Below are 23,499 nucleotides of genomic sequence, written 5' to 3' on the forward strand. Positions count from 1 at the left end.
GCAGCAAACTCATTTTATTTATGCATACAAGAATTGTTTTCAATTTTCTAGCCATCTTCTTATACTGTCTGTTTTCTGCACAGACCTATGAAATTCAGTATACCAGTTCATATAACGGAAAAACAAATACAGACCAGCCCTCTACTATCGTTTGGGTTAATGAGAAAGAAAATTTCATTCTCAACAGTACAATCAAAGAACAAAAAAGCAGCTTCCCTTATGAAATCACTAAGGTAGAAAAGCCAACAAACATTATTGTTTCATATGCTTTTTTAAAACCGGGATCTACTATTTCAACATCAGATACTGAGTCTGTGGGAAAGCAGGATTTTGAACTCACCAATGAAACTAAAAAGATTCTAGGCTACACTTGTAAAAAAGCAGTCACAAAGGTGAACTCAAACACCATTGAGATCTGGTACACGAATGATTTGAAGCTAAAGGGTGGGCCTTCTGTTTTAGGACAGAATTTAGGACTGGTTCTGGAAGTCGAAAGAAATAAAAACTCTTTAATTACAGCCAGTTCGATCAAAAAAATCAAGGATACAGGAATTGAAAATATAGTAAAGGGAAATATACAGACAACGGATCAGTTGGGGTATAAAGATTTGCTTTGGAAAAGCAGATTTACTACGCTGAATGTTTTTGAAAATGAAACCATCAATTTCTCTGATGCCTCAAAATCTGATGAACAGATAAAAAGATATGCCAACGGAACCATCATTCTTAAAAAAGTAAAATTCCCTGCGATTACAGAAGGAGAAAATATTTTTGTAGAACTGAAACAACAGTCGAACGGGGATGCCTATGACAGAACCGGAACAGTATTTTTCATCCCTCAGGATAAGGAAAAATCTTTTTTTGATGGATTGGAAAAAGGAGCAAAAACACTTCCTGTCTATGAAAATGGAAACGGAAAGCAATATTATGGGATAACAACTACCGATAACTATAGCCCTGCTACGGAAATGATGAGATTTTTTACCGCTTTTGGAATCCAGAAGTTCAATCATATTCAGCTTAAAGGAAAAAACTGGCAGACTATCAGTCCTTACCGGCAGGATATTACAGAGCTTAAGCCTGCATTATCAGGAAAAGAAATTTGGGTAGGTACATTTATTGGCAACTATGACAAAGGCGGACATAAAGTAAGCCTTGATATCACCATTCACAAGAGTGATCAGACAGTTAATAAAAACAATACAGCGATACCATTATTCAATACTTTAAATATTATGGAAATGGCCGGGCAGGACTACTCTACGATGTTCAATCAGGATAAAGGACTCCTTGTTAATTTCACTTTAAATAAAGATTTGAAAAATGCTCAGTTAAGATATACTACAACCGGACATGGAGGCTGGGAAAACGGAGATGAGTTTGTTCCTAAAGCCAACTCTATTTTCGTTGATGGAAATCCGGTATTTTCATTCGTCCCATGGAGAACAGACTGTGGTTCGTACCGTTTGTACAATCCGGCATCAGGAAATTTTCAGGACGGTCTTTCTTCATCAGACCTCAGCAGATCAAACTGGTGTCCGGGAACAGTTACCAATCCTAACTTCATTCCTCTTGGAGATTTGAAAGCCGGAAAACATACGATTCAGGTGAAAATTTCTCAGGGAGCTTCCGAAGGCACAAGTTTCAGCTCATGGAATGTTTCGGGAACGTTACTTGGGGTACAATAAAACAAAACCTTCTTGCATGAGAATTGCAAGAAGGTAAAAACACAAATGATGAAAAAAAATTATTTCGAGCCACAAAGTAAGGGTTAAAATTCATATAATTAATTACCATAGATTAATAAATATGTCATTTTTATTTTGTATGGAAAACCATCAATTTCGGCTCAACGAAAAAAATTAATCAAAAACATGTTAATTTCAAAGAATAGTTAATATTTTTAACTTTAAATAATTAATTGATTAAAAATTTTCGCTTTTAAATATTTTTCATTGTTATTTATAAACATCCCTTCTACTTTTGTCACATAAATAATAGAAATTATGTGTGGAATTGTATGTTTATTTGATGCCAAACAGAAAACTGAAGTATTAAGACCTCAGGTGTTGGAAATGTCAAAAAAAATCCGTCACAGAGGACCGGATTGGAGCGGCGTTTTTCAGGACGAAAAAGTAATTTTCTCTCACGAAAGACTTGCCATTGTAGATCCTACCTCTGGAAAACAACCTTTATTTACAAAAGACGGAAAAGTAGTATTAGCCGTGAATGGTGAAATCTACAACCATAGAGAATTAAAAGAAGAATTTCCTGATTATGAGTTTCAGACTCAATCTGACTGCGAGGTAATCCTTGCTCTTTACAGAAAGTACGGAAAAGATTTCGTTGAAAAACTGAACGGGATTTTTGCCTTCGCATTATATGACACTGAAAACGACATCTACCTTATTTCCCGTGATCATATGGGAATATGCCCTCTTTATCAAGGTTGGGACAAAAACGGAAACTATTATGTAGCTTCTGAACTGAAAGCACTTGAAGGAGTATGTAAAAAAATTGAAACATTCTTACCGGGACATTTCGTTTACAGTCCGGACGGCGCTGAACTCCAGCAATGGTATACAAGAGACTGGGACAGTTTTGATCATGTGAAAGAAAACGAAACAGATATCGCAAAATTAAGAAAGGGTCTTGAGGATGCTGTTCACAGACAACTGATGAGTGATGTTCCTTATGGTGTACTTCTTTCCGGAGGTTTGGATTCCTCAGTGATTTCAGCGATTACCGCAAAATTTGCCCGCCAGAGAGTTGAAAGTGGAGACACACAGGAAGCCTGGTATCCAAGACTTCACAGTTTTGCTGTAGGACTTGTAGGTTCTCCCGATCTGGCTGCTGCACAAACAGCTGCAAAACACATCGGATCTGTTCACCATGAAGTTAACTTTACCGTTCAGGAAGGGCTGGATGCTGTACGCGATGTAATTTATCACCTGGAAACTTATGATGTAACAACAATCAGGGCATCCACCCCGATGTATCTTCTGGCAAGAGTAATTAAGTCTATGGGAATAAAAATGGTGCTTTCAGGAGAAGGTTCTGATGAATTATTCGGTGGTTATTTATATTTCCACAAAGCTCCAAACGCAAAAGAATTCCACGATGAAACGGTAAGAAAATTAGGCAAACTTCACCTGTATGACTGCTTAAGAGCCAACAAAGCACTAATGAGCTGGGGAATTGAAGGCAGAGTTCCTTTTCTGGACAAAGAATTTATGGATATTGCCATGACTCTTAACCCAAAAGATAAAATGATCAATACGGCTGAAGGAAAAATCGAAAAATGGGTATTGAGAAAAGCCTTTGAAGATATGCTTCCTGATTCTATTGTCTGGAGACAGAAAGAACAGTTCTCAGATGGTGTAGGCTACTCATGGATCGATACCTTAAAAGAAGTTGCAGAAAAAGAAGTGACGGATGAAATGATGGCTAACGCAAGATTCAGATTCCCGCTAAACACTCCTCAAAACAAAGAAGAATACAGATACAGAACTATTTTTGAAGAACATTTTCCAAGTGAAACAGCAGCTGCTACCGTACCTTCTGTTCCATCTGTAGCCTGCTCCACTCCTATCGCTTTAGAATGGGATGAAGCATTCAAAAAAATGAATGATCCAAGCGGAAGAGCGGTGAAAGTACATGAAACTTCATACTAGAGGGGTTGATTAGTGAATAGTCAATCGTCAATCCGCTGTGCTTGTCAATTTTGTTATGTGGTTCGGGTTGCGAGATTCGAGATTAAGAACCATCAATACAGAGGTATTTTCTGATCTGCTGTTAATCATTCACCATTCATTTTGCGAAGCAAAAATTGACTATTGATATTTAATTTCATCGCTTCAAACACCTAACTTCCTCAGTTATAATTTATCAATCCTGTAGTAATACAGGATTTTCTTTTGAATTAACAATAACAATATGGCATAATTTAACTGACAATCCAAAATAATATCTAATAAATAATTATATTTGGAAAACGAAAATATCAATTATAAAAAAATGAGAAGAAACCTTACTGTTTTATTTGCCTTATTAGCCATAAGTTTTGCTTTTGGACAAGGAAAATATGGCAAATATCTGAATTCGAAGAAGCTTGCTTTGGCTTATAAGAGCGTGAAAGATCAAGATAAAGATGATTACTACCAGCAATTCTACTGGCTTGTAAAAGCAGAGCAGCTAAAAACGTATCCTCACCTTAAAGATATAAAACCTGTCGTTTTATATGAATTCGTAAAATATGTAAACCCTCAGAATCCAACAAAAAAATTGGATGCCAGAGGTAAAGAACTTAGAGCAACTGCAGAATTATCTTTAAATCAATATTTTAAAAATAAGAAATTTGAAAACAATTCTGTTTTGATGTACAATCTTGAAACCTATGTAGATCCTTCAAAAGGACAATACTACACAAAGGTTGATCCTGAGAAAATAAAGGAACTTGTACCGAAAGAATTATTTGCCTTCAACTCTTTCAACAGAAATATGGGAGAGGAAAAGACATATTATCTTTGGATTGACAAGAAAAAAGATGATTTGAATATTGTAGATATCATTCCTAGCGAAAAAGAAGACAAAGCTTTCTATGCAAGACTGAAACAATATCTTCCAAGCTATAAGTTTTCAAAATATGTTCCTAGTGTAAAAAAAGGAAACAAATCTGATAAGACAGATATCGAATATTATTACATCATGCCATTTGAGCAGAATACCGATAACATCGAATACAAAACAAAGGATTTCAAAACTTTCACTTTAAGCCAGTATAGAAAAGCCGGTGATGAATGGAAAGGAGTAGAAAAGCCTAGAAAATAAATCAAAAAGTCCTGTGAAATCTCACAGGACTTTTTTAATTTTATATGGATTTCTTTATCTAAAGATCAACCTGCTTAAAGCAAGCAGATTCTTCAAATAAAATAAGTCTGGACGTTTTTAACGGTTCAGCCTATACGAAATGACAGAAACAAGCACACCACAGACATCCATAAAGAAAATATTACCTTTGATTCTGGCTACCGCTATTTTTATGCAGATGCTGGATTCAACCATCCTGAATACTTCCCTGCCTTCTATTGCAAAAGATCTGCACGAATCTCCGCTTAATATGCAGAACGCCATTATCAGTTATGTTCTTACATTAGCTGTTTTCATGCCTGCCAGCGGATTTCTGGCAGACCGGTTCGGGACCAAAAAAGTATTTATTTTCTCGTTGGTACTGTTCAGCTTAGGTTCCTTGTTTTGTTCCTTGTCTCAGAATCTTACCCATTTGGTAATTTCAAGGGTCATCCAGGGAGTCGGAGGAAGTTTAATGACTCCTGTCGGAAAGCTGGCATTAATCAAAACATTTGATAAAAGTGAACTCCTTAAAGCAATGAACTTTGCCATTATTCCGGCTCTTATTGGTCCTGTACTTGGTCCGTTAGTCGGAGGTTATATGGTAGATTACCTTTCATGGCACTGGATATTTCTGATCAATATCCCGATTGGTGTTTTAGGAATTCTTTTAGGATTAAAATTCATGCCCAATTACAAGTCGGATGATGTTGATTTTGATTTAAAAGGCTTTTTAATTTTTGCAGCGGCCTCCCTCCTGCTTTCCGTTTCACTGGAACTTTTTGGGGACATGCAGAATATCACTCCTGTTTTACTTGTATTCATTATGGGCTTCCTGTTTCTGTATTATTATTACAAACATGCTAAAAGAGGAGGAAATCCTATCTTCCCGTTAAACCTTTTTCAGGTGAGAACTTTTCGGGTAGGTATCGTGGGAAACCTGGCCACCAGATTAGGAATCAGTTCTGTTCCGTTATTGCTTCCCCTGATGATTCAGATTGCATATAAACAGTCAGCAGTAACTTCAGGCTGGATTATTGCTCCCATGGCTTTAACGGCAATCTTCGGGAAATCATCGGTGATTAAAATTCTCGATAAATATGGCTATCGTCAGACTTTAATGATCAATACATTCATCATCGGAACGCTGATCTGCCTGCTCGCTATACCTGATATACATACTTCCTTATATTGGTTTATTCCCATTATCGCAGTATTAGGTTTTTTCAACTCTATACAGTTCACCTCTATGAACACCATTTCTATTGCTGACCTTCGGAATTTTCAGACCAGCAGCGGAAACTCTTTAATTTCAGTGAATCAACAGCTGGCTATTGGTTTCGGAATTGCATTCGGACTGATTGTTTTAAAGCTGTTTGAAAATACAGATCTTATTAATGGTGAAATTCACAATGCCTTTCGACTCACATTTCTCACGGTAGGAATATTGACAATTTTATCAGGATTTGTTTTCAGAAGGCTACACATTTCAGATGGAAAGAATATGAAGTCGAAGGAAGATTAAAGAATGAAACTTAAAATGGTAAATTTGAAACTTCACGCTGTACATTTTGCCTTTCTACGTTTCCTACGAACTTAACACAGATCAATGCTTTTCGCATATAACTATGGTAATTTTGTTAACATAATCAACAATGTGATGGCAACTAAAAAAATAGAAATCGTAGTATCTCCGAGACCTGCACACTTTGTAGGCGATGGATTCAGGGTTCATAATTTTATTCCGGGAGTATCCGGATTAGATATGAAAAGAATGGACCCGTTTATTATGCTTGATTACAATTCAAAATTTCATTTCAATGGTTCCGACAGACCAAGAGGAGTGGGAGTTCATCCGCACAGAGGTTTTGAAACAGTAACAATAGCGTATAGCGGAAAAGTAGAACACCATGACAGTGCTGGCGGCGGCGGTGTTATAGGAGAAGGTGACGTTCAGTGGATGACCGCAGCAAAAGGAGTTCTTCATAAAGAGTACCATGAAACAACATGGGCAAAAGAAGGAGGAATTTTTCAGATGGTTCAGCTTTGGGTAAATCTTCCGGCAAAAGATAAAATGAGCTGCCCGAAATATCAGGCTATCGAAAATTCTAAAATGGAAAGAGTAGATTTAGGTGAAAATGGTTTTGTAGAAATAATTGCCGGCGAATATGACGGTCATAAAGGTCCTGCAAGTACTTTCACACCGGTTCATATGATGAATGCCAAACTTAAAGCAGGTGGAAAAGCTGATTTTAATTTTCCGGCTCATTTCAATACTGCAGCTTTGGTTATTGAAGGAAGCATTACCGTCAACGGTGAAGAAACCGTGAAGGCTGATCATTTTGCATTATTTAAAAATGAAGGTGAAACTTTCACTATTGAAGCAAAAGAAGATGCTGTTGTTTTAATTATCAGTGGTGAGCCTATTAATGAACCGATCTACCCTCATGGCCCTTTTGTAATGAATTCCAGAGAGGAAATCATGCAGGCTTTTGAGGATTTCAACACCGGAAAATTCGGATATCTTGAAGATTAAAAGAATTAAATTTATCTTAATCTTAGGTAATTCCTTTTTTATTAACTTTATATAATTGCAAACCTTATGGGTTTTGAAAACCTGTAAGGTTTAGCTATGATAACAAATAAGCTTTGCTCTATTACAGAAGCAGGCAATCCTTAATTCAAAAATTATGAAACCAGAATTTGAAAATATACCTCTTGTAAAAGCGGAAAAAAGATTTGAAATAGAATTCAACGGGCATTATGCATTTATAGATTACCGTGAGACAACACACCAGATTGCTTTGGTACACACTGAAGCAGATCCTGAACTGGCAGGAACAGGTGCAGCAGCAGCTGTGGTAGAGAAAACGCTCAATTATATCGAAGAAAGCGGGAAAAAGCTTCTTCCCTTCTGTCCTTACGTTTTCGCTTTTATCAAGAAACATCCTGAATGGAAACGTATTGTGGATGAGAAATTTGAAGGATATGACAAACTTTAAATTTCCCGTAAAACCCCTCAATCTATTTATTTAACATTAAAAAAAGTATCACATCATCATGTCAAATATTGGACTTATCATTGAAGAAAAAGCAGCAGATATCGGAAATTTTCTGGTAGGAAGGCTTCTGCCTTTCCGTGAGAAAAGAGCGGTTGGCCCTTTTGTTTTTATAGATCACATGGGACCTTCAGAATTGAAGGATTATCAGAACCTTGATGTTCCCCCTCATCCCCATATCGGATTATCCACATTAACGTATCTGCTGGAAGGTTCTATTTTCCACAGAGACAGTATTGGAAGTGCTCTTGAAATAAAACCGGGTGCTGTCAACTGGATGACTGCCGGAAAAGGAGTTGTACATTCGGAAAGAACCCCTGAATATTTAAGACACACCGATAAAAGACTTCATGGATTCCAGATCTGGGTGGGACTTCCGAAACATCTTGAACAGTCTGAGCCTACATTTCATCATATTGAAGCTGATGAGATTCCGGTGTGGGAAGAAGATGGTATTCAGTATAAACTAATTGCTGGTGAAGCATTTGGCAGAACATCTCCGGTTCCTGTACACAGCAAGTTATTTTTCATCGAAATAAAAACAAAAGAGGCTAAAAAAATAAGCATCGGAAAAGATCTTTACGGAGAAGCTGCAATGTATGTTCTGGATGGAACGGTTACCACAGAAGGAAATTCTTATGGTTCAAAACAGCTGATGATCGCTAAAGATACCAAGCTTTGCGAGTTTGATATGAGCGAAAACGGAACAGTTTATCTTTTCGGAGGTGAGCCATTCGATGAAGAACGTTTTATATTCTGGAATTTTGTTAACTCTGATAAGGAATTACTTGATCAGGCAAAAGTAAACTGGAATGACCAGAATCACGAAGCTTTTCCTTTGGTTCCGGGAGATGAAAATGAATACGTTCCGCTTCCAAAGGCTATTTTAAACAGAAAATAATTTCAGTTCAAACCATGAAAATATTAGCATTTGCCGGAAGTACGTCTTCCACTTCTATCAACAGGGAACTGGTAAAGTTTGTTCTGAAAGATTTTCAGGAAGATGAAATCAATTTGATCGACCTCAACAATTTCACTATGCCTGTATTCTCTGTAGACCTTGAAAAGAAAGGTTTTCCGGATGAAGCCCATCATTTTTTAAAAGTTATTGATGAATGTGATGTGATCATCTGCTCTCTTGCGGAACACAACCGTTCTTACAGCTCAGCTTTTAAAAATGTTTTTGACTGGTCTTCCAGAATTAATGTAAAAGTATTTCAGAATAAACCAATGTTTTTGATGAGCACTTCTCCGGGAGGCTATGGCGGAGGAAATGTAATGAATACGGCAAAAACATTTTTCCCACAGTTTGCAGCAGATATCAAGGAAACTTTTTCATTGCCTAAGTTTTATGAAAATTTTGATATGGAAAGCGGAGTCATCAATCCGGATATGCTGAATGATCTGAAAGGTAAAATACAAAACTTTAAAAATCAGGTTAAAACCAATGACTAAAGGAAGATTAGAGGCCTTCAGTGACGGTGTCCTTGCTATTATTATCACCATTATGGTACTTGAACTGAAAGTACCGGAAGGAAATAGCTGGACCAGTCTCAAACCTCTCCTTCCTAAGTTCCTGGCTTATATTTTCAGTTTTATTTATGTAGGAATCTACTGGAACAATCATCATCACTTGTTTCAGACGGTAAAAAAAGTAAATGGCAGCATTCTTTGGGCCAATCTCCACCTGCTGTTCTGGCTTTCTCTGATGCCTGTTGCTACAGAATGGATCGGAACCACCGGTTTTGCTAAAAATCCTGTTGCAGTATACGGGATCGGACTCATTATGGCGGCAATTGCCTATACCATTATGGAGCATGTCATTATCCGGTGCGAAGGGGAAGATTCAAAGCTGAAAGAGGCCATCCATTCGAAATATAAAGAATATATCTCTATTATTTTTTATGTTCTTGGCATCGCTACTTCGTTTTTTTATCCTTATATTGCCATAGGTTTTTATTATCTAGTGGCTCTTATATGGCTGATTCCGGACAGAAGAATCGAAAAATCATTAAAAGAAAATTGATATGGAAACACACGAATATCCCAACGGTAACATCACCGTCATCTGGCAGCCTCAAAAGTGTATCCACTCGGCTGTATGCGTAAAATTGCTTCCCAAAGTCTACAATCCTAAAGAAAGACCCTGGATAAAAGCAGAGAATGCAAGCCCGGAAGAACTTAAAACACAGATAGACCAATGCCCTTCAGGCGCATTAAGTTATAAATTCAATACAGAAAAATAATGGCGGTAACGGTAAAAGCAAGTTTAGGAAAAACAAAATATTATACAGAAGTAACAGCCGGCGAAAATAAGATCATTACGGATGAACCGATTGATAAAGGCGGACAGAACAAAGGTTTTAACCCAATGGAAATTCTGGCTACGTCACTGGCAAGCTGTACAGCAGCTACCTTGAGAATGTATATTGAAAGAAAGGAATGGGATGTAGAAAACATCAATGTAGAAGTAGAGCTTGAAAATTTCCCATTAACAAAAAGAGCGGTTTTCAAAAGAGATATCAGCTTTGAAGGTATTCTGGATGATGAGCAGCTGAAAAGACTGCACACCATTGCTGATGCATGCCCAGTTCATAAAATATTAACCAACGACATAGAAATACTAACTAAATTCTCATAACATGATCGAAGTAAAACAAAACAACGACGAGAAACACGGAAGTTTTGAAGCTTTCATAGATGGAAGTAGCGCAGGAGTGATGACATATACCTGGGCGGGAGAAGAAAGATTTATTATAGACCACACCGAGGTGGAAGAAGCCTACAACGGAAAAGGTGTAGGTAAGGAAATGCTTCTGGCTGCAGTGGATTTTGCCAGAAAAAATGGGAAAAAGATTATTCCCCTCTGCCCTTTTGCTAAGGCAAGTTTCCAGAAAAGTGAGGAACTTCAGGATGTTTTAGTGAATTAACCACTGTTTTCCACCCTTACAATACAAACCTTTCAGAGTATTTCTGGAAGGTTTTTTATTTTTATGCAAATTACAGACTGTAAAGCAAATTAATAATCACAATTTGTTCTAAAACTAACAGTATTTTAAATTCATGATTCACGACTGATCTTTTTTATATATTTGCTAAAATTTAAAAATCAAGCATGAATTCAGGAACTATCCTTTTGCTATTTGTTTTCATCTATTTTATCGGCCTTTTGGTGATTTCTTATTTCACCAGCCGTAATTCTGATAACCAGTCATTTTTTATCGGTAATAAAAAGAGTAAATGGTGGCTCGTTGCATTCGGAATGATAGGAACCAGCTTAAGTGGAGTTACTTTTATTTCCGTTCCGGGAACTGTAGGAAAAATGACCGGCTCCGAATATATTTACGGAGGTTTTGAGTACTATATGATGGTCATCGGATTTTTCATCGGATATTTTATCGTTGCAGCCATATTGCTTCCGCTTTATTATAAGATGAACCTCACCTCTATTTATACCTATCTGGGGAAAAGATTCAATGTAGAAGCTCATAAAATAGGTTCTATCTTCTTTATTATTTCAAGAGCAATTGGTGCTACGGCAAGATTATATCTGGTCGTCAATGTTTTACAGATATTCTTACTGGAAGGACTGGGAGTTCCATTTTGGGTAACTTCTCTTATTCTTTTGCTGATGGTCCTTCTGTACACTTTTGAAGGGGGTGTAAAGACAATTGTCATTACGGATACCCTGCAGACTTCTTTTATGATCATCAGCCTTGTAGCATGTATCGTTTATATTTTATCAAATCTGAATTTATCATTTGGGGAAGCATATACTATTCTGGAACAGAAAAACTACACCCATTTCATCAATTTTGATCCTAATTCCAAAACCTTTTTCCTGAAAACAATTTTAGGCGGAATTTTTATTACGATTGCAATGACTGGGCTGGATCAGGAAATGATGCAGAAAAATATCTCTGTAGACAATCTTAAGAATTCAAAGAAAAACATGCTGACCTTTGCAGGAACACTTCTTATCGTGAACCTTGCATTTTTATTCCTGGGAGGACTGCTTTATCTTTTTGCATTACAGCACGGAGCAGAATATGGAACTCTGAACTCTGAAACAGTGACGAATATTTTCGGATTTAAAGATAGTGCCGGAAATATTAAAAATATAATGGGAGACGACCTTTTCCCGGCTTTATCACTTCAGGGGCATTTCCCAATGATGATTTCCGTTATTTTCATTATCGGATTGATCTCAGCGTTGTTCCCTTCTGCAGATGGTGCTTTAACGGCTGTAACCAGTTCGTATTGTGTAGATTTATTAAACCTTAATGAAGATAAAACCAAAACTGAAAAAGAAAAGAAACGTCTTCGTATGAAAGTGCATTTGATTTTCACCGTAGTTTTCTTTATTCTGATCATGGTTTTCAAATCATTGAATGACAAATCTATTGTTTACCTGATCATGGAAATTGCAGGATATACCTACGGACCGCTTTTAGGCCTTTTTGCTTTTGGAATTTTCACAAAGTTTCAGATCTCCAGAAAATATTCCATCCTTGCAGTAACTATTTTAGCACCTGTACTTACCTATTTGATCAATCTTGCTGTTACCACTTATACCGATTACAAAATCGGTGTGGAACTGATTGTTCTTAACGGACTGCTGACCTTTATCGGTCTGTGGCTGGTAAAAAACAAAAACTATTTAAAAGTCGTTTAATCTTTATAAAAAAGTAAAAAGGCTGTCCTCAATTGAAGACAGCCTTTTTTATTTCAGTAAATGGATTCTTTATTCTTTAATCCACTTGATTGTTTTCTCTATATTCTTAGATTTAACTTTAATCAGATAGTCACCTTTCACCAACTGAGACAAATCAAAAGTACCTACTTTATCATGGTTCAATTTATTATTAGCCTGAGTGAATACTAATTTTCCGCTTACATCGTATACAGTCATATCATACACTTCATTTGAATTGGTAAATTTAATATTCAGAAGCCCTTTACTTGGATTAGGATATACCACGAATACATCTTTATTTGTAGCAATTTCATTCACACCCAGTGTTTGAGTGATGGTAAAATTAATAGGGTTAATATTATAAAATACATTCGTTTCTGCTGCTACCATAATTCTGGCCTGCGTGGTCGTTACATTAGGAATGGTAACGGTCTCAGAGCCATCATTTGCAGTGGAACCTAAAATAAGTGTTGGATACGTAAGACCTCCGTCTGTGGAAAGGAAAATATTTACAGTAGCACAATTTATAGGGAAAGCAGTTGTATTCGCTACATCCCATGTTATGGTCTGAGTAGAATTACCTGCCCAGTTTACCGCTGTAGTAGGTGCAGTTACATTGAACGGTCCTGAATTTCCATCAACAGTAATAATAGCATCATCATTCGTAACTCCTGCACAACCTGCATTATTATCTCTTACAGTCAGTCTGAACTCCATGGTTCTGGCATAGGCTGGTCTAACTTCTCCTTTGGATACCGTTCCATTGATCACGTCTGTAAGTTTCGGGAAATATCTGTAAGGAACGGTTACAGGCACATATGATCTGAATATAGCAGCATTCCCTGTTGGGGCATTCCAATCACTTGCTGGTCCTACATCATTCTGTTCCCAGCTGTAAGTAAGCGGATTATTGTCTATATCTGTAGCAGATCCCTCTAATCTGAACGGTGTACTCTTAGGGATGGTATAATCACCTCCGGCATTTACAGAAGGCGGAAAATTGTTAGAAGGAATGGTCACCTGACATGTTGTTGACTGAACTTTCGCTGTAATAGACTGGAATGATTTGGTATGGAAAGTAGGAATACTGTTAGAAGCCAAGTTATTTGTACTTCCACAAATTCCGGCATATGCCATAATCGTAATTCCGCTTCCGGGCTCTACGGCATTGGCAGCACTTCGGTTTCCTCCTCCACAGCTTCCTGTAGTTGCATTAAAAGTATGCGGACCTCCAAACTGATGTCCTACTTCATGCGCTACATAATCAATATCGTAAGGGTCACCAACAGGGTTAGGGGAACCGGTAATTCCTCTTCCTTTATTGGTTGCATTGCAGATTACTCCTAATCCGGCTAATCCACCACCACCTGTACTGAAAGTATGTCCGATGTCATAATTAGTATTTCCTATCAGTAAATCAATCTGAGTCTGGCTTTCATTAATTAATGTTCCTGCAGCATTATTCCCGTTAAAAGGATCAGTAGCAGCATTTGTAAAAACAACATTTGTTTCATTATCCACCAATACCAGTCTTGAAGCAACTTCCTGCTCATAGACTCCATTTACTCTGTTTACTGATGTTACAATTGCTGAAAGTGTCTGTGCAATAGTAGGAGCAGCTGAACCAGTGGCTGCTACAGCATATTCTCCAGTACAAGCCACAGCCAATCTAAAAACTCTAATTTGAGTTCCTACGCTTGGGCTTACGGTTTTTTGAGCGTTTTTTTTTCCCAATGGAGAATCGTCCTCATCTTTTACTCCGCAGGATCTTGGATTTTTATCAATTAAGTCACTCTTTTTATAAATAATATAATTGTTAATATCCTGTTTTGCATAAGGATCAATGTAAGTATCCCCTGCTACCACAGATTTTATCTGCGCATGGAAACCAAGCTCAGTAAAATCAAGCTTTATAGTAGCATATTTATCATCAACTCCCTGTCCTGTAAAAGTAATGATCTGTGGAAACTGGCTGGCTAATCCAGGAGCCATTACCGAAGATTTCCAGATTTTGAATTTCGCTTTCGTACCGTCAGGCATTGGTAACACAATAATGGGTGCATTATCTTTACGGTCGCTGTCTTTCAATTCCGGAACGGAATTAAAATAACTTTTCATTCCAGCCACATCCAATGTATAGGTTAATGACTTTTCCGGTTGTACAGTCCTGTTTTTAGGATCTGCTTTGATGGACCTCTCACTGATCACGGTAAAAAAGTCCTGTGCTTTCCCTGAGGAAATAGATATAATAAATATCCCCAGATAAAATAATTGTTTAATTTTCATATATAATGGTTTGTAATTTTTATTAATTCAACTAATAATACCAAAAACTAAGAAATAATCAGTTAAAGGTTCATAAATCAAATAATATTGAATTATAAAAATAGTTAAATTTATCCAAATTTATATATGAAAATTTAAAAAAAGCATGTTTTTTTTGTACAAACAGCAACAATCTAGCTACCACAAAGCCTTCAACTTAAGAAGTAAATTTTCTTTGTTTAAATAACTAATTTTATAGACTTTTTCATTTTAATTATCTTTGATCCGAATGCTATAAAGTCATTCAAAAATTCAACAAAATAAAAAGAAACAAAAATCAAAAAACTATGAAAAAAATTATCTCAATTTTAATGTTTGCATTCACATTCGGATGTATGAGTGCTCAGGAAAATTTTGAAGTGTCAACATTAAGAATCGGACCGTTTAAAGTCTTCATGCCCAAGGCTGAAGCTGAAAAACTTGCAGGAACAAAACTTACAAACTCTAATGGGGAGAAAAAAAATACAGTAAAGTATAATGGGGAGGCCATCCAGATTGATCTTTTTGACAATTATATTAACGAAGCCAATCCTAGTGTGCCTTCTATTACTTACATGACAACAACGAGTAAAAAATTTAAGACCAAAAGCGGAATTGGGGTTGGAAGCACCAGAGATGACCTTATCAATGCTTACAGAAATTATCCCAACTTCAGTGTACGCCCGGATTGGGATGACAATAGTAAACCTATTAAAGATTCCGGTTATTTTAATATTGAAGACAGCCAGGCAGGAACTCTATTAAGCTTTAAATTTATTAATAATATAGTAACCGAAATCTCTGTTTACCTCAATGAAGGCTGTTAAAAGCAGGAAAATATTCAAATTAATCAAAATCCGGGTTTTCATATCCGGATTTTTGCATTTCCATAAGCCGGTAAAAAATTGTAAATTCGCGTGCAAATAAATCAGACATAATGAGTAAAAGTATTGAAGAGCTAAAATCTCTTACTACACAGATCAGAAGAGACATTTTAAGAATGGTTCATGCTGTAAATTCAGGACACCCGGGCGGAAGTTTAGGTTGTACAGAATACTTCACAGCCCTTTATGGAAAGGTAATGAACTATAAACTTCCTTTCACAATGGAAGGCAAAAATGAAGATCATTTTTATCTATCAAACGGACATATTTCTCCGGTATTCTACTCTACTTTAGCAAGATTTGGTTTCTTCCCTGTTGAAGAACTGAGTACTTTCAGAAAATTAGATTCAAGATTACAGGGACACCCTACTACTCATGAGGGACTTCCGGGAATTAGAATCGCTTCAGGTTCTCTTGGACAAGGACTTTCTGTAGCTCTTGGTGTAGCTCAAGGTAAAAAGTTAGATGGTGATCAGTCTCTTGTTTACACTCTTCACGGAGATGGTGAGCTTCAGGAAGGTCAAATCTGGGAAGCATTGATGTATGCTGCTGCTAAAAAAGTAGATAATATCATCTCTACTATAGACTACAATGGCCGTCAGATTGATGGGGATACAGATGATGTATTAAGCTTAGGAAATCTTCATGCTAAACTTGAAGCATTCGGATGGATTGTTTTGGAAGAAAAGAACGGTAATGATCTTGAAGCTGTGATTGCAATCCTTGAGAAAGCAAAAACAGAAACCGGAAAAGGCAAGCCGGTAGCCATTCTTCTTCATACAGAAATGGGTTACGGGGTTGATTATATGATGGGATCTCATGCTTGGCATGGTAAAGCTCCTAATGATGAGCAGCTAGAAACAGCATTCAAGCAATTGTACCTAGAAGCTCCAGCTGATTACTAATATCTTAACATCTCGATTAATACAATAAAAATGAAATATACATATACAGAAAAAAAGGACACTCGTTCAGGATTCGGAGCAGGATTGGCAGAACTGGCGGACAAAAATCCTAATGTAGTAGCACTTTGTGCAGACCTTATCGGTTCTTTGAAAATGGAGAAATTCATTGAAAAAGCTCCGGAAAGATTCTTCCAGATAGGGATTGCAGAAGCGAACATGATGGGGATTGCTGCAGGTCTTAGCATTACAGGAAAAATTCCATTTACAGGAACTTTTGCTAACTTCTCTACTTCAAGAGTATATGATCAGATCCGTCAGTCTATCGCTTATTCTAACAAAAATGTAAAAATCTGTGCATCTCACGCAGGTCTTACTTTAGGAGAAGATGGAGCTACCCACCAGGTTCTTGAAGATATTGGTATGATGAAAATGCTTCCTGGAATGACGGTTATCAATACTTGTGACTACAACCAGACTAAAGCGGCTACCCTGGCGATTGCAGATTTTGAAGGTCCTGTATATTTAAGATTCGGAAGACCGGTAGTTCCTGTTTTCATTCCGGAAGATATGCCTTTCGAAATTGGAAAAGGAATTATGCTTCAGGAAGGTACTGATGTAACGATTGTTGCAACAGGACACCTTGTTTGGGAATCTCTTGTAGCGGCTGACGAGCTTGAAAAAGAAGGTATTTCTTGTGAGGTCATCAACATCCACACAATTAAGCCTCTTGATGAAGAGATCATTCTAAAATCTGTTGAAAAAACAGGTAAAATTGTAACGGCTGAGGAGCACAACTACCTTGGTGGTTTAGGAGAATCTGTTGCAGGTATGCTTGCAAGAAAAAGGCCTACAAGACAGGAGTTTGTAGCGGTAAATGACACTTTCGGAGAGTCTGCAACACCTGCAGAATTGATGAAGAAGTACAAAATTGATGCTGCTGCAGTGAAAGAAGCTGTAAAGAGAATTTTAGCTTAAGATAAGCTATTTTTATATAGACAAACCCCGGCTGTTTCCTTGAAACAGCCGGGGTTTTTATTAGATATTTGTAAAAAGTTGATTGTTGTAGTGCATATAACCACCCGTCAAAAATCCTTTGAATTTTGTCACCTCTGCAAAGGAGAAGAATGGTTATATTCCTTTTTCATAGTATTAGTCTTTATCCTTCATTATTGTTCTGATTGATGATTTAGGGGAACTCCAGCAACGATCAAAACAGGAAATAAGATTTTTTCTACATACTCATCTTCTCTTTTGTCTGAAGCTTTTGAACCAGAAAAGTAATTGCTGATTCTGTAGTTTTTCACAAACTGATTTCTCTTTTTCCCTATTGAATAATAATAGCCTCCTCTTTCATCATTGACAAAATAGGTCATTTCATCAAAATTCATGAGCTTTTTGGAAAGTAAAAGTTTTCTGTAAATACACTTCTCTGATTTATCAAAAATATATTTCACCGGAACCCTGAAAAATAAGTCAAACAGGAAGTAAACCATGTAAATTATCCACAAACCCAATGCAATTTTGAACTGGTCACCGGACATTTTATCCATAAAAAAGTATATGATCAAAGGAAGAGCAATAACACCCAAAGCCAACCACCATACCAAAACACGCAGGAAATTGTAGTTGGGCATAAAGCTTATTTCACTTCCGTTTTCCTGAAACTTATAGCGGTCTCGGATATCCATTCTCTGGATTATTAATGTTCATAATATCCTCCGTTTCATTTACCATCTTCTGTATTCCTCTTTGTGTAAGAGCCTGGCCTATGGTAAGCTGCTTTTCTTTACCATTAACTTCAAAATAAACAGACAGCATCACATTGGTAGTGATAAAACCCATGTATTTTGTTGCCAGCACATGAAAGTTTCTGAAGTCCTCTATCGGATAGGTTCTGGCCGGAACAAAAATGGTATGTTTTCCTGTAATCGTCATGCGATCCATATCAATGATGAATTTCTTGGTGAAAAAATTAATCAGAATAAGTGCTACCACAGCAATGATAACGTAGCTAAGAGTCCTTACGCTGTTAAAGAGCAATCCTGCCACAATCAGAAAGATAATGCAAAGTACCGTTATAAATACCGGCTGGTTCTTAAAGATATACTGATTACCCTCCTGTTTATAAAATTTGTAGTTGTTCATAATTAATATAATTATTGTTTATAATTTGATTTGTTTTTAATGTTCTGAAAAGGTTTTATTGTAGGACAGTTATTCATAACGCAGTGCTATTTCATCCTCATTAATGGTTTTCAGGGTATTTAGATCTGTTCTGAAATAGGTATCATGAATTGAGAAATAGGCATCTGTTTTTACGCCGGTCTGTTCTGATGCTCCTTTCCAGACATCAAAAAACCATTGTTCAAATAACCTGTATTTTTCATCATTATATTCATCCAGAATGTCATCAAAATCATCACCTTCATAATTGTCCTCAAAATCTGAAGCTTTCTGCCATATCTTCTGTGGAATCAAGCCGCTCCATTTTTCATTTCCATTATCATTGTTATTCTTTTTGGTTGGCAAAAACATGATTTCTGTTGCAATTTCTCCCTTATGGTCTACGCCCCAGAATACAATATTCAGATAGTCAAATTCATATTCAAAATAAAAAGCTTTGATATGAGCCTGCGTATTTCCGTTCAGATAATTGATACTTTCACCTTTCAGCAAATGAATAAGGTCTTCGGTAAACTTTCCACTGATTCCTGCCAGATAGTTCTTAAATTCAATATTGAGGTTTTCAAGATCTTCCATAGATTGAGGTTTCATTTAAATTTTAACGGTCGATTTTCCTTCCTACCCATTTCTCCAGCTGCGAGAACATTTCATCAATAGACAAAACTTTCAGATCTGGATGGTTCTTCAGCCATTGCGAATGAAGCTCTGTTAAGTTTTCATCCAGACTGTAAAAGGAATCATTTTTCAAAATATCTCTCGTTTTGTTAGGTCCGAAATATTCACTTTCCAGGAACTCTTTCTTTTCTCCTTCTTCCATATTTTCTACTTTTGAAGACTGTTCCAGAAATAGTTCCCAATGTTTTTGGGCACCTATTTTCTTTAAACCTTCTTCAATAATCCTGTTTAGTTCTGGTGACCATCCGGAATTCCAGACAAACTGAGAAAAATTTCCATTTTTATACTGACTGACATAATAGTCGACATAGTAACTGGTTATTGAATCTTCATGCATATTTTCTTCTCCAACTCCTTCTTCGTGTAAAAGATTGACAACAGAAATATTGGAATTGATGACATCATAAGGATCACTGCTGTTAAAAGAGGCTTCTGAGACAATTATTTTATCGGGCTTCATATGTATATATTTAAAGTGTTTTTTTAATTTGTCATACTTTTAATTGCCCCAGGTAGCCATCCAGTTAAGATATTCACTTTTATATTCATTATCATTAAGTCTGACGATAATATTTTTCAGTTCCTCCTCTTCAAACTCATAATCTGAGACCGTGAAAATCAGGAAAATATCTTTGCCTGTTATCTTTGTGAAAAAATTCTCATTTCTAAGCTTCTCCAGCACTTCAATGCAGATGGAATATAACTTAGTCTGAAAACCTTCAAACCATTGATCATCGTCGTCATGATTATCCAGCTCTTCTCTCAGTTGAGTACAGATATCACCAAATTCTTTTTCCGCTCCCTCCATTTCATAAGTCCATTCTGCCGGTTCATATTTATAATAAAGAGCATCATCTTCATCTGCCATTTCCATAACTTTCATTGTATTGACAGCAGGACATACCGTCATTGCGCCTTCATCACTGTACAGTGCAAAACTGTAAACTCCCTCTGCCCCATGCTTTTCATACACTTCTAAAAAAGCCTTCCTGGCAGCATTTTCTATCTGCTGTTTTAAAATTTCAAAATCCATACGTCTTTTCTTTTTTAAAATGGGCGGTAAAATTACCTTTATCTTATCAAATCAGCACATTATATTCTTTAGAAGGCTGTTCAATTTCATGATTATAGCTATCTGTTTTTATTATACAGGAACAATCCGGGAATCAAAATAGCTGCCCCAATCAGCAAAGGAACCAATTCTCCATATTTAAACAACCAGAAAGCTTCTCTGGATGATCCTATTTTCCGAGTATCATATGTATATACCTTACTTTTATATTTAAACCACATAAACTTTTCACCACGGTGTTAAAAAATTTCATTTTTATGACTCAATATTGTCTATCTGAATTAATTTATCTGAAACCAATGCTTTTTCTGTGAAAATTCACAAAAAAAGCACATCATTTTTGAGCAGAAAATCAGTACTTTTTTATAAAAACATGCTTTGTAACATACAAATTTCTTTCAAAATAAAAGAATTATCGTGTGATTTCTAATGTTAAATTCATTCATTCCGCCGTATTGTACAATAGAATATATTACTGCATAATATCCTATACTATTCCTAAGCTTTCTTTACATTATCGGACTTCACTTTATACTTTTCAATATTTGGAATATTTCACCAAATCCTCTGACATATACAGAATTTGCACATGAATATGTGTACACAAAATAAACAACTCATTTACATGTTTTATCCCATTGAAGTGAACTGAATATTGATAGATTTGAAAACATCAACGTTGACGGAAGACATTCTACATTTTTGCATTGTATGTGTACAGTACATGAAAACATGTGAATTATTCACCCCAAATGTCAGGGTTTACATGACATAAATAATTTACACAACACAACAAAAAATTATCAACATGAAAAAGTTAATCGGTATGAAGAGTAATTTCTCTTCTTTGGAAAACAAAAAAATGAAAAGTCTACAATCTATCAAAGGTAGTGGAGACACTGCAATCAACTATGTTTCTACAAACAAAGGAGAAGTGTATGATAAAGAAACCTGGGTAGACCACAAGCTTTCGTCAACTTTAGACGTCGGATAAAATTTATCTGCAATATATCATACATTGTAAGGGAGGAGTTATTTCCTCCCTTTACAAAGAAAAAAATCTTAATTGACTTTATAAAACGGATTATAATGAAACGAAATTTGATTTTGAGATATATAGGACCCTTACTCATCATTAGTTTTATATTCTTTTCCTGTAAAAGCAAAAACAACAATTATATTGTGTATTACAACAGGGTAAATGAAATTGACAGCATCTATAGAATCGCCAATCAGCCAGAAGAGGCAATAAAACAATACCGGAAATTATTCAAAAAATATAGTCCGAGAAATCAGGACCGTATTGAAGAGTATGAGACGTACATTAAACTGGCTGATCAATATCAAAAAGATTTCGGAGGAAAGAAAGGTCTTTACAAGCTTATCCCTTTGATTGCTCCTTATGAAGGGTCTGAGAAAAGTTACTTCGGTCTGTTCCAAAAATACGGTATAGACAGCACTGAAGTGAGACAAAGAATTGCAGACTGGAAAAAAGGTTTAAATAAAAGGTTAGTAGATTCTTTCAGTATTGCTTTCATCCGTGATCAAGCAGAAGGACGAAGAAATCCACAGCTTATGAAAAAAAATGACAGAATAAATGCACAACTGTTGAAATGGACCTTTGAAAATTATGGTTATCCTTCTATACAGAAAATAGGACTTATTGGAAATGATGGGGTTTTTATGCCCATGCATCCCTTGTTCAGCCATATGATAGAATCAAAAGAGTATCCGTTTTTTAAAATGAAAATGTTTGAATATGTAAAATCCGGAGAATGTATACCAAGGGATTACGCTAATATGGTAGACAGACATGATCTCCAGATCAAAAAAGAAGAGATGCCTTACGGCTCCTATCCAAGTTATAGATCTGTCATTGATACTGTAAAAGTAAACCGTATCAGAAAAAACATTGGATTGCCAGCTCTAAGACGTTCTTCCAAAGCCAAAAATAAATTGTGAGATGATTCTTATTATTTCCAACAACAATGAAAGAACCACCATGGTGATCATAAAATGGCTCCTTGCTATGAAAAAGAAATTTATCCGCATCCATGAGGATGAAATTTTTGAAATTAAAACGGAAAATAAAAAGATCTTTTTAGAAAGCAACAGAAGTTCCTTTTTTTTGGATGAGATTACCAGCGTATGGTATAGAAGAGGCCGATTGAATATCAAACGTCTGCGGTATGACAATACCTCTGTGAATGCCCATATGAATGAAGTACAGCATTGGCTTGAAGATTATGTAAGAATAAAACTGGAATCCAGGAAACATATCAGTAAAGAGAGTAACAGTGATATTAATAAGTTATTAGTATTGGAAGAGGCTATAAAAGTAGGATTAGAAGTTCCGAAATATTTTTTGGCCGATAATACAGATCAGGTTTCTTTGAACACAACCATTGTAAAAACGATTGGAGGAAACCCTATATTGGATGATATTGATACGGATTTAAACGGCATTATGTATACTTCAACTGTACATAAGCGGGAAAAAATGAAGTTTTTCACTACATTCTTCCAACATAAAATTGATAAAGAATTTGAAATCAGAACATTTTATCTTAATGGAAAGTGCTACTCAATGGCTATTTTTTCTCAAAATGACGAGCAGACTAAAACAGATTTCAGAAAATATAATTTAGAAAAACCAAACAGAAATATCCCTTACCTACTTAGTGTTGACATTGAGGAAAAAATTCATCTACTGATGCAGACATTAGACCTTAATTGTGGATCATTGGATTTCATCAAAGGAAAAGATGGTAAATTTTATTTTTTAGAAGTCAATACAATTGGGCAGTTTCTGGGATTATCTCATACCTGTAACTATTCGTTGGACCAAGAAATTGCTGATTACCTATGAAAA

25 protein-coding genes are annotated in these 23,499 nt (G+C 36.1%); 19 read left to right on the forward strand and 6 right to left on the reverse strand.

What is annotated here, in order from left to right; all coding sequences use genetic code 11:
• The first annotated feature begins 20 nt into the window (after positions 1-20).
• The 13 genes from ACTJIP_RS21585 (at position 21) to ACTJIP_RS21645 (ending at position 12,582) form a co-directional block, all read left to right on the forward strand.
• A complete protein-coding gene (locus ACTJIP_RS21585; RefSeq protein ID WP_077414048.1) occupies positions 21-1,688 on the forward strand; it encodes a GLPGLI family protein in 1,668 nt (555 codons plus the stop codon).
• Positions 1,689-2,006: 318 nt separating this feature from the next.
• Entirely contained in the window at positions 2,007-3,674 is a 1,668-nt protein-coding gene (gene asnB, locus ACTJIP_RS21590) for an asparagine synthase B (RefSeq protein WP_440705085.1), read from the forward strand.
• A 313-nt stretch (positions 3,675-3,987) separates the two neighbouring features.
• Complete coding sequence (locus ACTJIP_RS21595; protein WP_228460191.1) at positions 3,988-4,830, forward strand: hypothetical protein; 843 nt, start codon at positions 3,988-3,990, stop codon at positions 4,828-4,830.
• 139 nt (positions 4,831-4,969) lie between these two features.
• Positions 4,970-6,373 (forward strand): MFS transporter, encoded by a 1,404-nt coding sequence (locus tag ACTJIP_RS21600; RefSeq protein ID WP_077414043.1) that lies wholly within the window; start codon positions 4,970-4,972, stop codon positions 6,371-6,373.
• 135 nt (positions 6,374-6,508) lie between these two features.
• Complete coding sequence (locus tag ACTJIP_RS21605) at positions 6,509-7,384, forward strand: pirin family protein (RefSeq protein WP_428169145.1); 876 nt, start codon at positions 6,509-6,511, stop codon at positions 7,382-7,384.
• 154 nt (positions 7,385-7,538) lie between these two features.
• Complete coding sequence (locus tag ACTJIP_RS21610; protein WP_149388378.1) at positions 7,539-7,850, forward strand: GNAT family N-acetyltransferase; 312 nt, start codon at positions 7,539-7,541, stop codon at positions 7,848-7,850.
• Positions 7,851-7,908: 58 nt separating this feature from the next.
• Positions 7,909-8,808, forward strand: a complete 900-nt coding sequence (locus tag ACTJIP_RS21615; RefSeq protein WP_077414039.1) for a pirin family protein — start codon at positions 7,909-7,911, stop codon at positions 8,806-8,808.
• Positions 8,809-8,822: 14 nt separating this feature from the next.
• On the forward strand, positions 8,823-9,362 hold the full coding sequence (locus tag ACTJIP_RS21620; protein WP_077414038.1) for an NADPH-dependent FMN reductase: 540 nt from the start codon (positions 8,823-8,825) through the stop codon (positions 9,360-9,362).
• The gene (locus ACTJIP_RS21625) at positions 9,355-9,933 is read left to right on the forward strand and encodes a TMEM175 family protein (RefSeq protein ID WP_077414036.1); all 579 of its coding nucleotides are present in this window, start codon (positions 9,355-9,357) and stop codon (positions 9,931-9,933) included. The genes ACTJIP_RS21620 and ACTJIP_RS21625 overlap by 8 nt, the downstream gene beginning before the upstream one ends.
• Before the next feature lies 1 nt (position 9,934).
• Positions 9,935-10,153 carry a (4Fe-4S)-binding protein gene (locus ACTJIP_RS21630; RefSeq protein WP_047424288.1) on the forward strand — a complete coding sequence of 73 codons (219 nt, stop codon included), beginning with the start codon at positions 9,935-9,937 and terminating at the stop codon, positions 10,151-10,153.
• On the forward strand, positions 10,153-10,548 hold the full coding sequence (locus tag ACTJIP_RS21635) for an OsmC family protein (RefSeq protein WP_077414035.1): 396 nt from the start codon (positions 10,153-10,155) through the stop codon (positions 10,546-10,548). Before ACTJIP_RS21630 ends, ACTJIP_RS21635 begins: the two co-directional genes overlap by 1 nt.
• A gap of 1 nt (position 10,549) precedes the next feature.
• The gene (locus ACTJIP_RS21640; RefSeq protein ID WP_175627200.1) at positions 10,550-10,837 is read left to right on the forward strand and encodes a GNAT family N-acetyltransferase; all 288 of its coding nucleotides are present in this window, start codon (positions 10,550-10,552) and stop codon (positions 10,835-10,837) included.
• 185 nt (positions 10,838-11,022) lie between these two features.
• A complete protein-coding gene (locus tag ACTJIP_RS21645; RefSeq protein WP_077414033.1) occupies positions 11,023-12,582 on the forward strand; it encodes a sodium:solute symporter in 1,560 nt (519 codons plus the stop codon).
• Positions 12,583-12,651: 69 nt separating this feature from the next.
• Here the strand turns inward: ACTJIP_RS21645 and ACTJIP_RS21650 are convergent, their stop codons facing one another.
• Complete coding sequence (locus tag ACTJIP_RS21650; RefSeq protein WP_440705086.1) at positions 12,652-14,889, reverse strand: reprolysin-like metallopeptidase; 2,238 nt, start codon at positions 14,887-14,889, stop codon at positions 12,652-12,654.
• 326 nt (positions 14,890-15,215) lie between these two features.
• Here ACTJIP_RS21650 and ACTJIP_RS21655 point away from each other — a divergent pair, with 326 nt between their 5' ends.
• The 3 genes from ACTJIP_RS21655 (at position 15,216) to ACTJIP_RS21665 (ending at position 17,671) form a co-directional block, all read left to right on the forward strand.
• Positions 15,216-15,734, forward strand: coding sequence for a hypothetical protein (locus tag ACTJIP_RS21655; protein WP_077414030.1), 519 nt, complete (start codon positions 15,216-15,218; stop codon positions 15,732-15,734).
• Positions 15,735-15,841: 107 nt separating this feature from the next.
• Positions 15,842-16,696 carry a transketolase gene (locus tag ACTJIP_RS21660; protein ID WP_262484610.1) on the forward strand — a complete coding sequence of 285 codons (855 nt, stop codon included), beginning with the start codon at positions 15,842-15,844 and terminating at the stop codon, positions 16,694-16,696.
• A 30-nt stretch (positions 16,697-16,726) separates the two neighbouring features.
• Positions 16,727-17,671 (forward strand): transketolase family protein, encoded by a 945-nt coding sequence (locus tag ACTJIP_RS21665; protein WP_034697001.1) that lies wholly within the window; start codon positions 16,727-16,729, stop codon positions 17,669-17,671.
• 191 nt (positions 17,672-17,862) lie between these two features.
• On the opposite strand, the gene ACTJIP_RS21670 is transcribed toward ACTJIP_RS21665, so the two are convergent.
• The 5 genes from ACTJIP_RS21670 to ACTJIP_RS21690 form a co-directional block, all read right to left on the reverse strand.
• Positions 17,863-18,384 carry a hypothetical protein gene (locus tag ACTJIP_RS21670; protein WP_232539062.1) on the reverse strand — a complete coding sequence of 174 codons (522 nt, stop codon included), beginning with the start codon at positions 18,382-18,384 and terminating at the stop codon, positions 17,863-17,865.
• Positions 18,362-18,841 (reverse strand): hypothetical protein, encoded by a 480-nt coding sequence (locus ACTJIP_RS21675; protein ID WP_440705087.1) that lies wholly within the window; start codon positions 18,839-18,841, stop codon positions 18,362-18,364. The genes ACTJIP_RS21670 and ACTJIP_RS21675 overlap by 23 nt, the downstream gene beginning before the upstream one ends.
• 69 nt (positions 18,842-18,910) lie before the next feature.
• Positions 18,911-19,471, reverse strand: a complete 561-nt coding sequence (locus ACTJIP_RS21680) for a hypothetical protein (protein ID WP_139348472.1) — start codon at positions 19,469-19,471, stop codon at positions 18,911-18,913.
• 7 nt (positions 19,472-19,478) lie between these two features.
• Entirely contained in the window at positions 19,479-20,015 is a 537-nt protein-coding gene (locus ACTJIP_RS21685) for a DMP19 family protein (protein WP_077414023.1), read from the reverse strand.
• Positions 20,016-20,054: 39 nt separating this feature from the next.
• Entirely contained in the window at positions 20,055-20,588 is a 534-nt protein-coding gene (locus ACTJIP_RS21690; RefSeq protein ID WP_180565234.1) for a DUF4303 domain-containing protein, read from the reverse strand.
• 847 nt (positions 20,589-21,435) lie between these two features.
• Between ACTJIP_RS21690 and ACTJIP_RS21695 the strand changes: the two genes are divergently transcribed.
• The 3 genes from ACTJIP_RS21695 (at position 21,436) to gwsG (ending at position 23,496) form a co-directional block, all read left to right on the forward strand.
• Entirely contained in the window at positions 21,436-21,621 is a 186-nt protein-coding gene (locus ACTJIP_RS21695; RefSeq protein ID WP_077414021.1) for a grasp-with-spasm system A modified peptide, read from the forward strand.
• Positions 21,622-21,716: 95 nt separating this feature from the next.
• On the forward strand, positions 21,717-22,589 hold the full coding sequence (locus ACTJIP_RS21700; protein ID WP_077414020.1) for a hypothetical protein: 873 nt from the start codon (positions 21,717-21,719) through the stop codon (positions 22,587-22,589).
• Position 22,590: 1 nt separating this feature from the next.
• Complete coding sequence (gene gwsG, locus ACTJIP_RS21705; protein WP_428169146.1) at positions 22,591-23,496, forward strand: grasp-with-spasm system ATP-grasp peptide maturase; 906 nt, start codon at positions 22,591-22,593, stop codon at positions 23,494-23,496.
• Positions 23,497-23,499: the final 3 nt, after the last annotated feature.

The organism is Chryseobacterium sp. 22543 (assembly GCF_052044565.1).
In the GTDB taxonomy this organism is placed as follows: domain Bacteria; phylum Bacteroidota; class Bacteroidia; order Flavobacteriales; family Weeksellaceae; genus Chryseobacterium.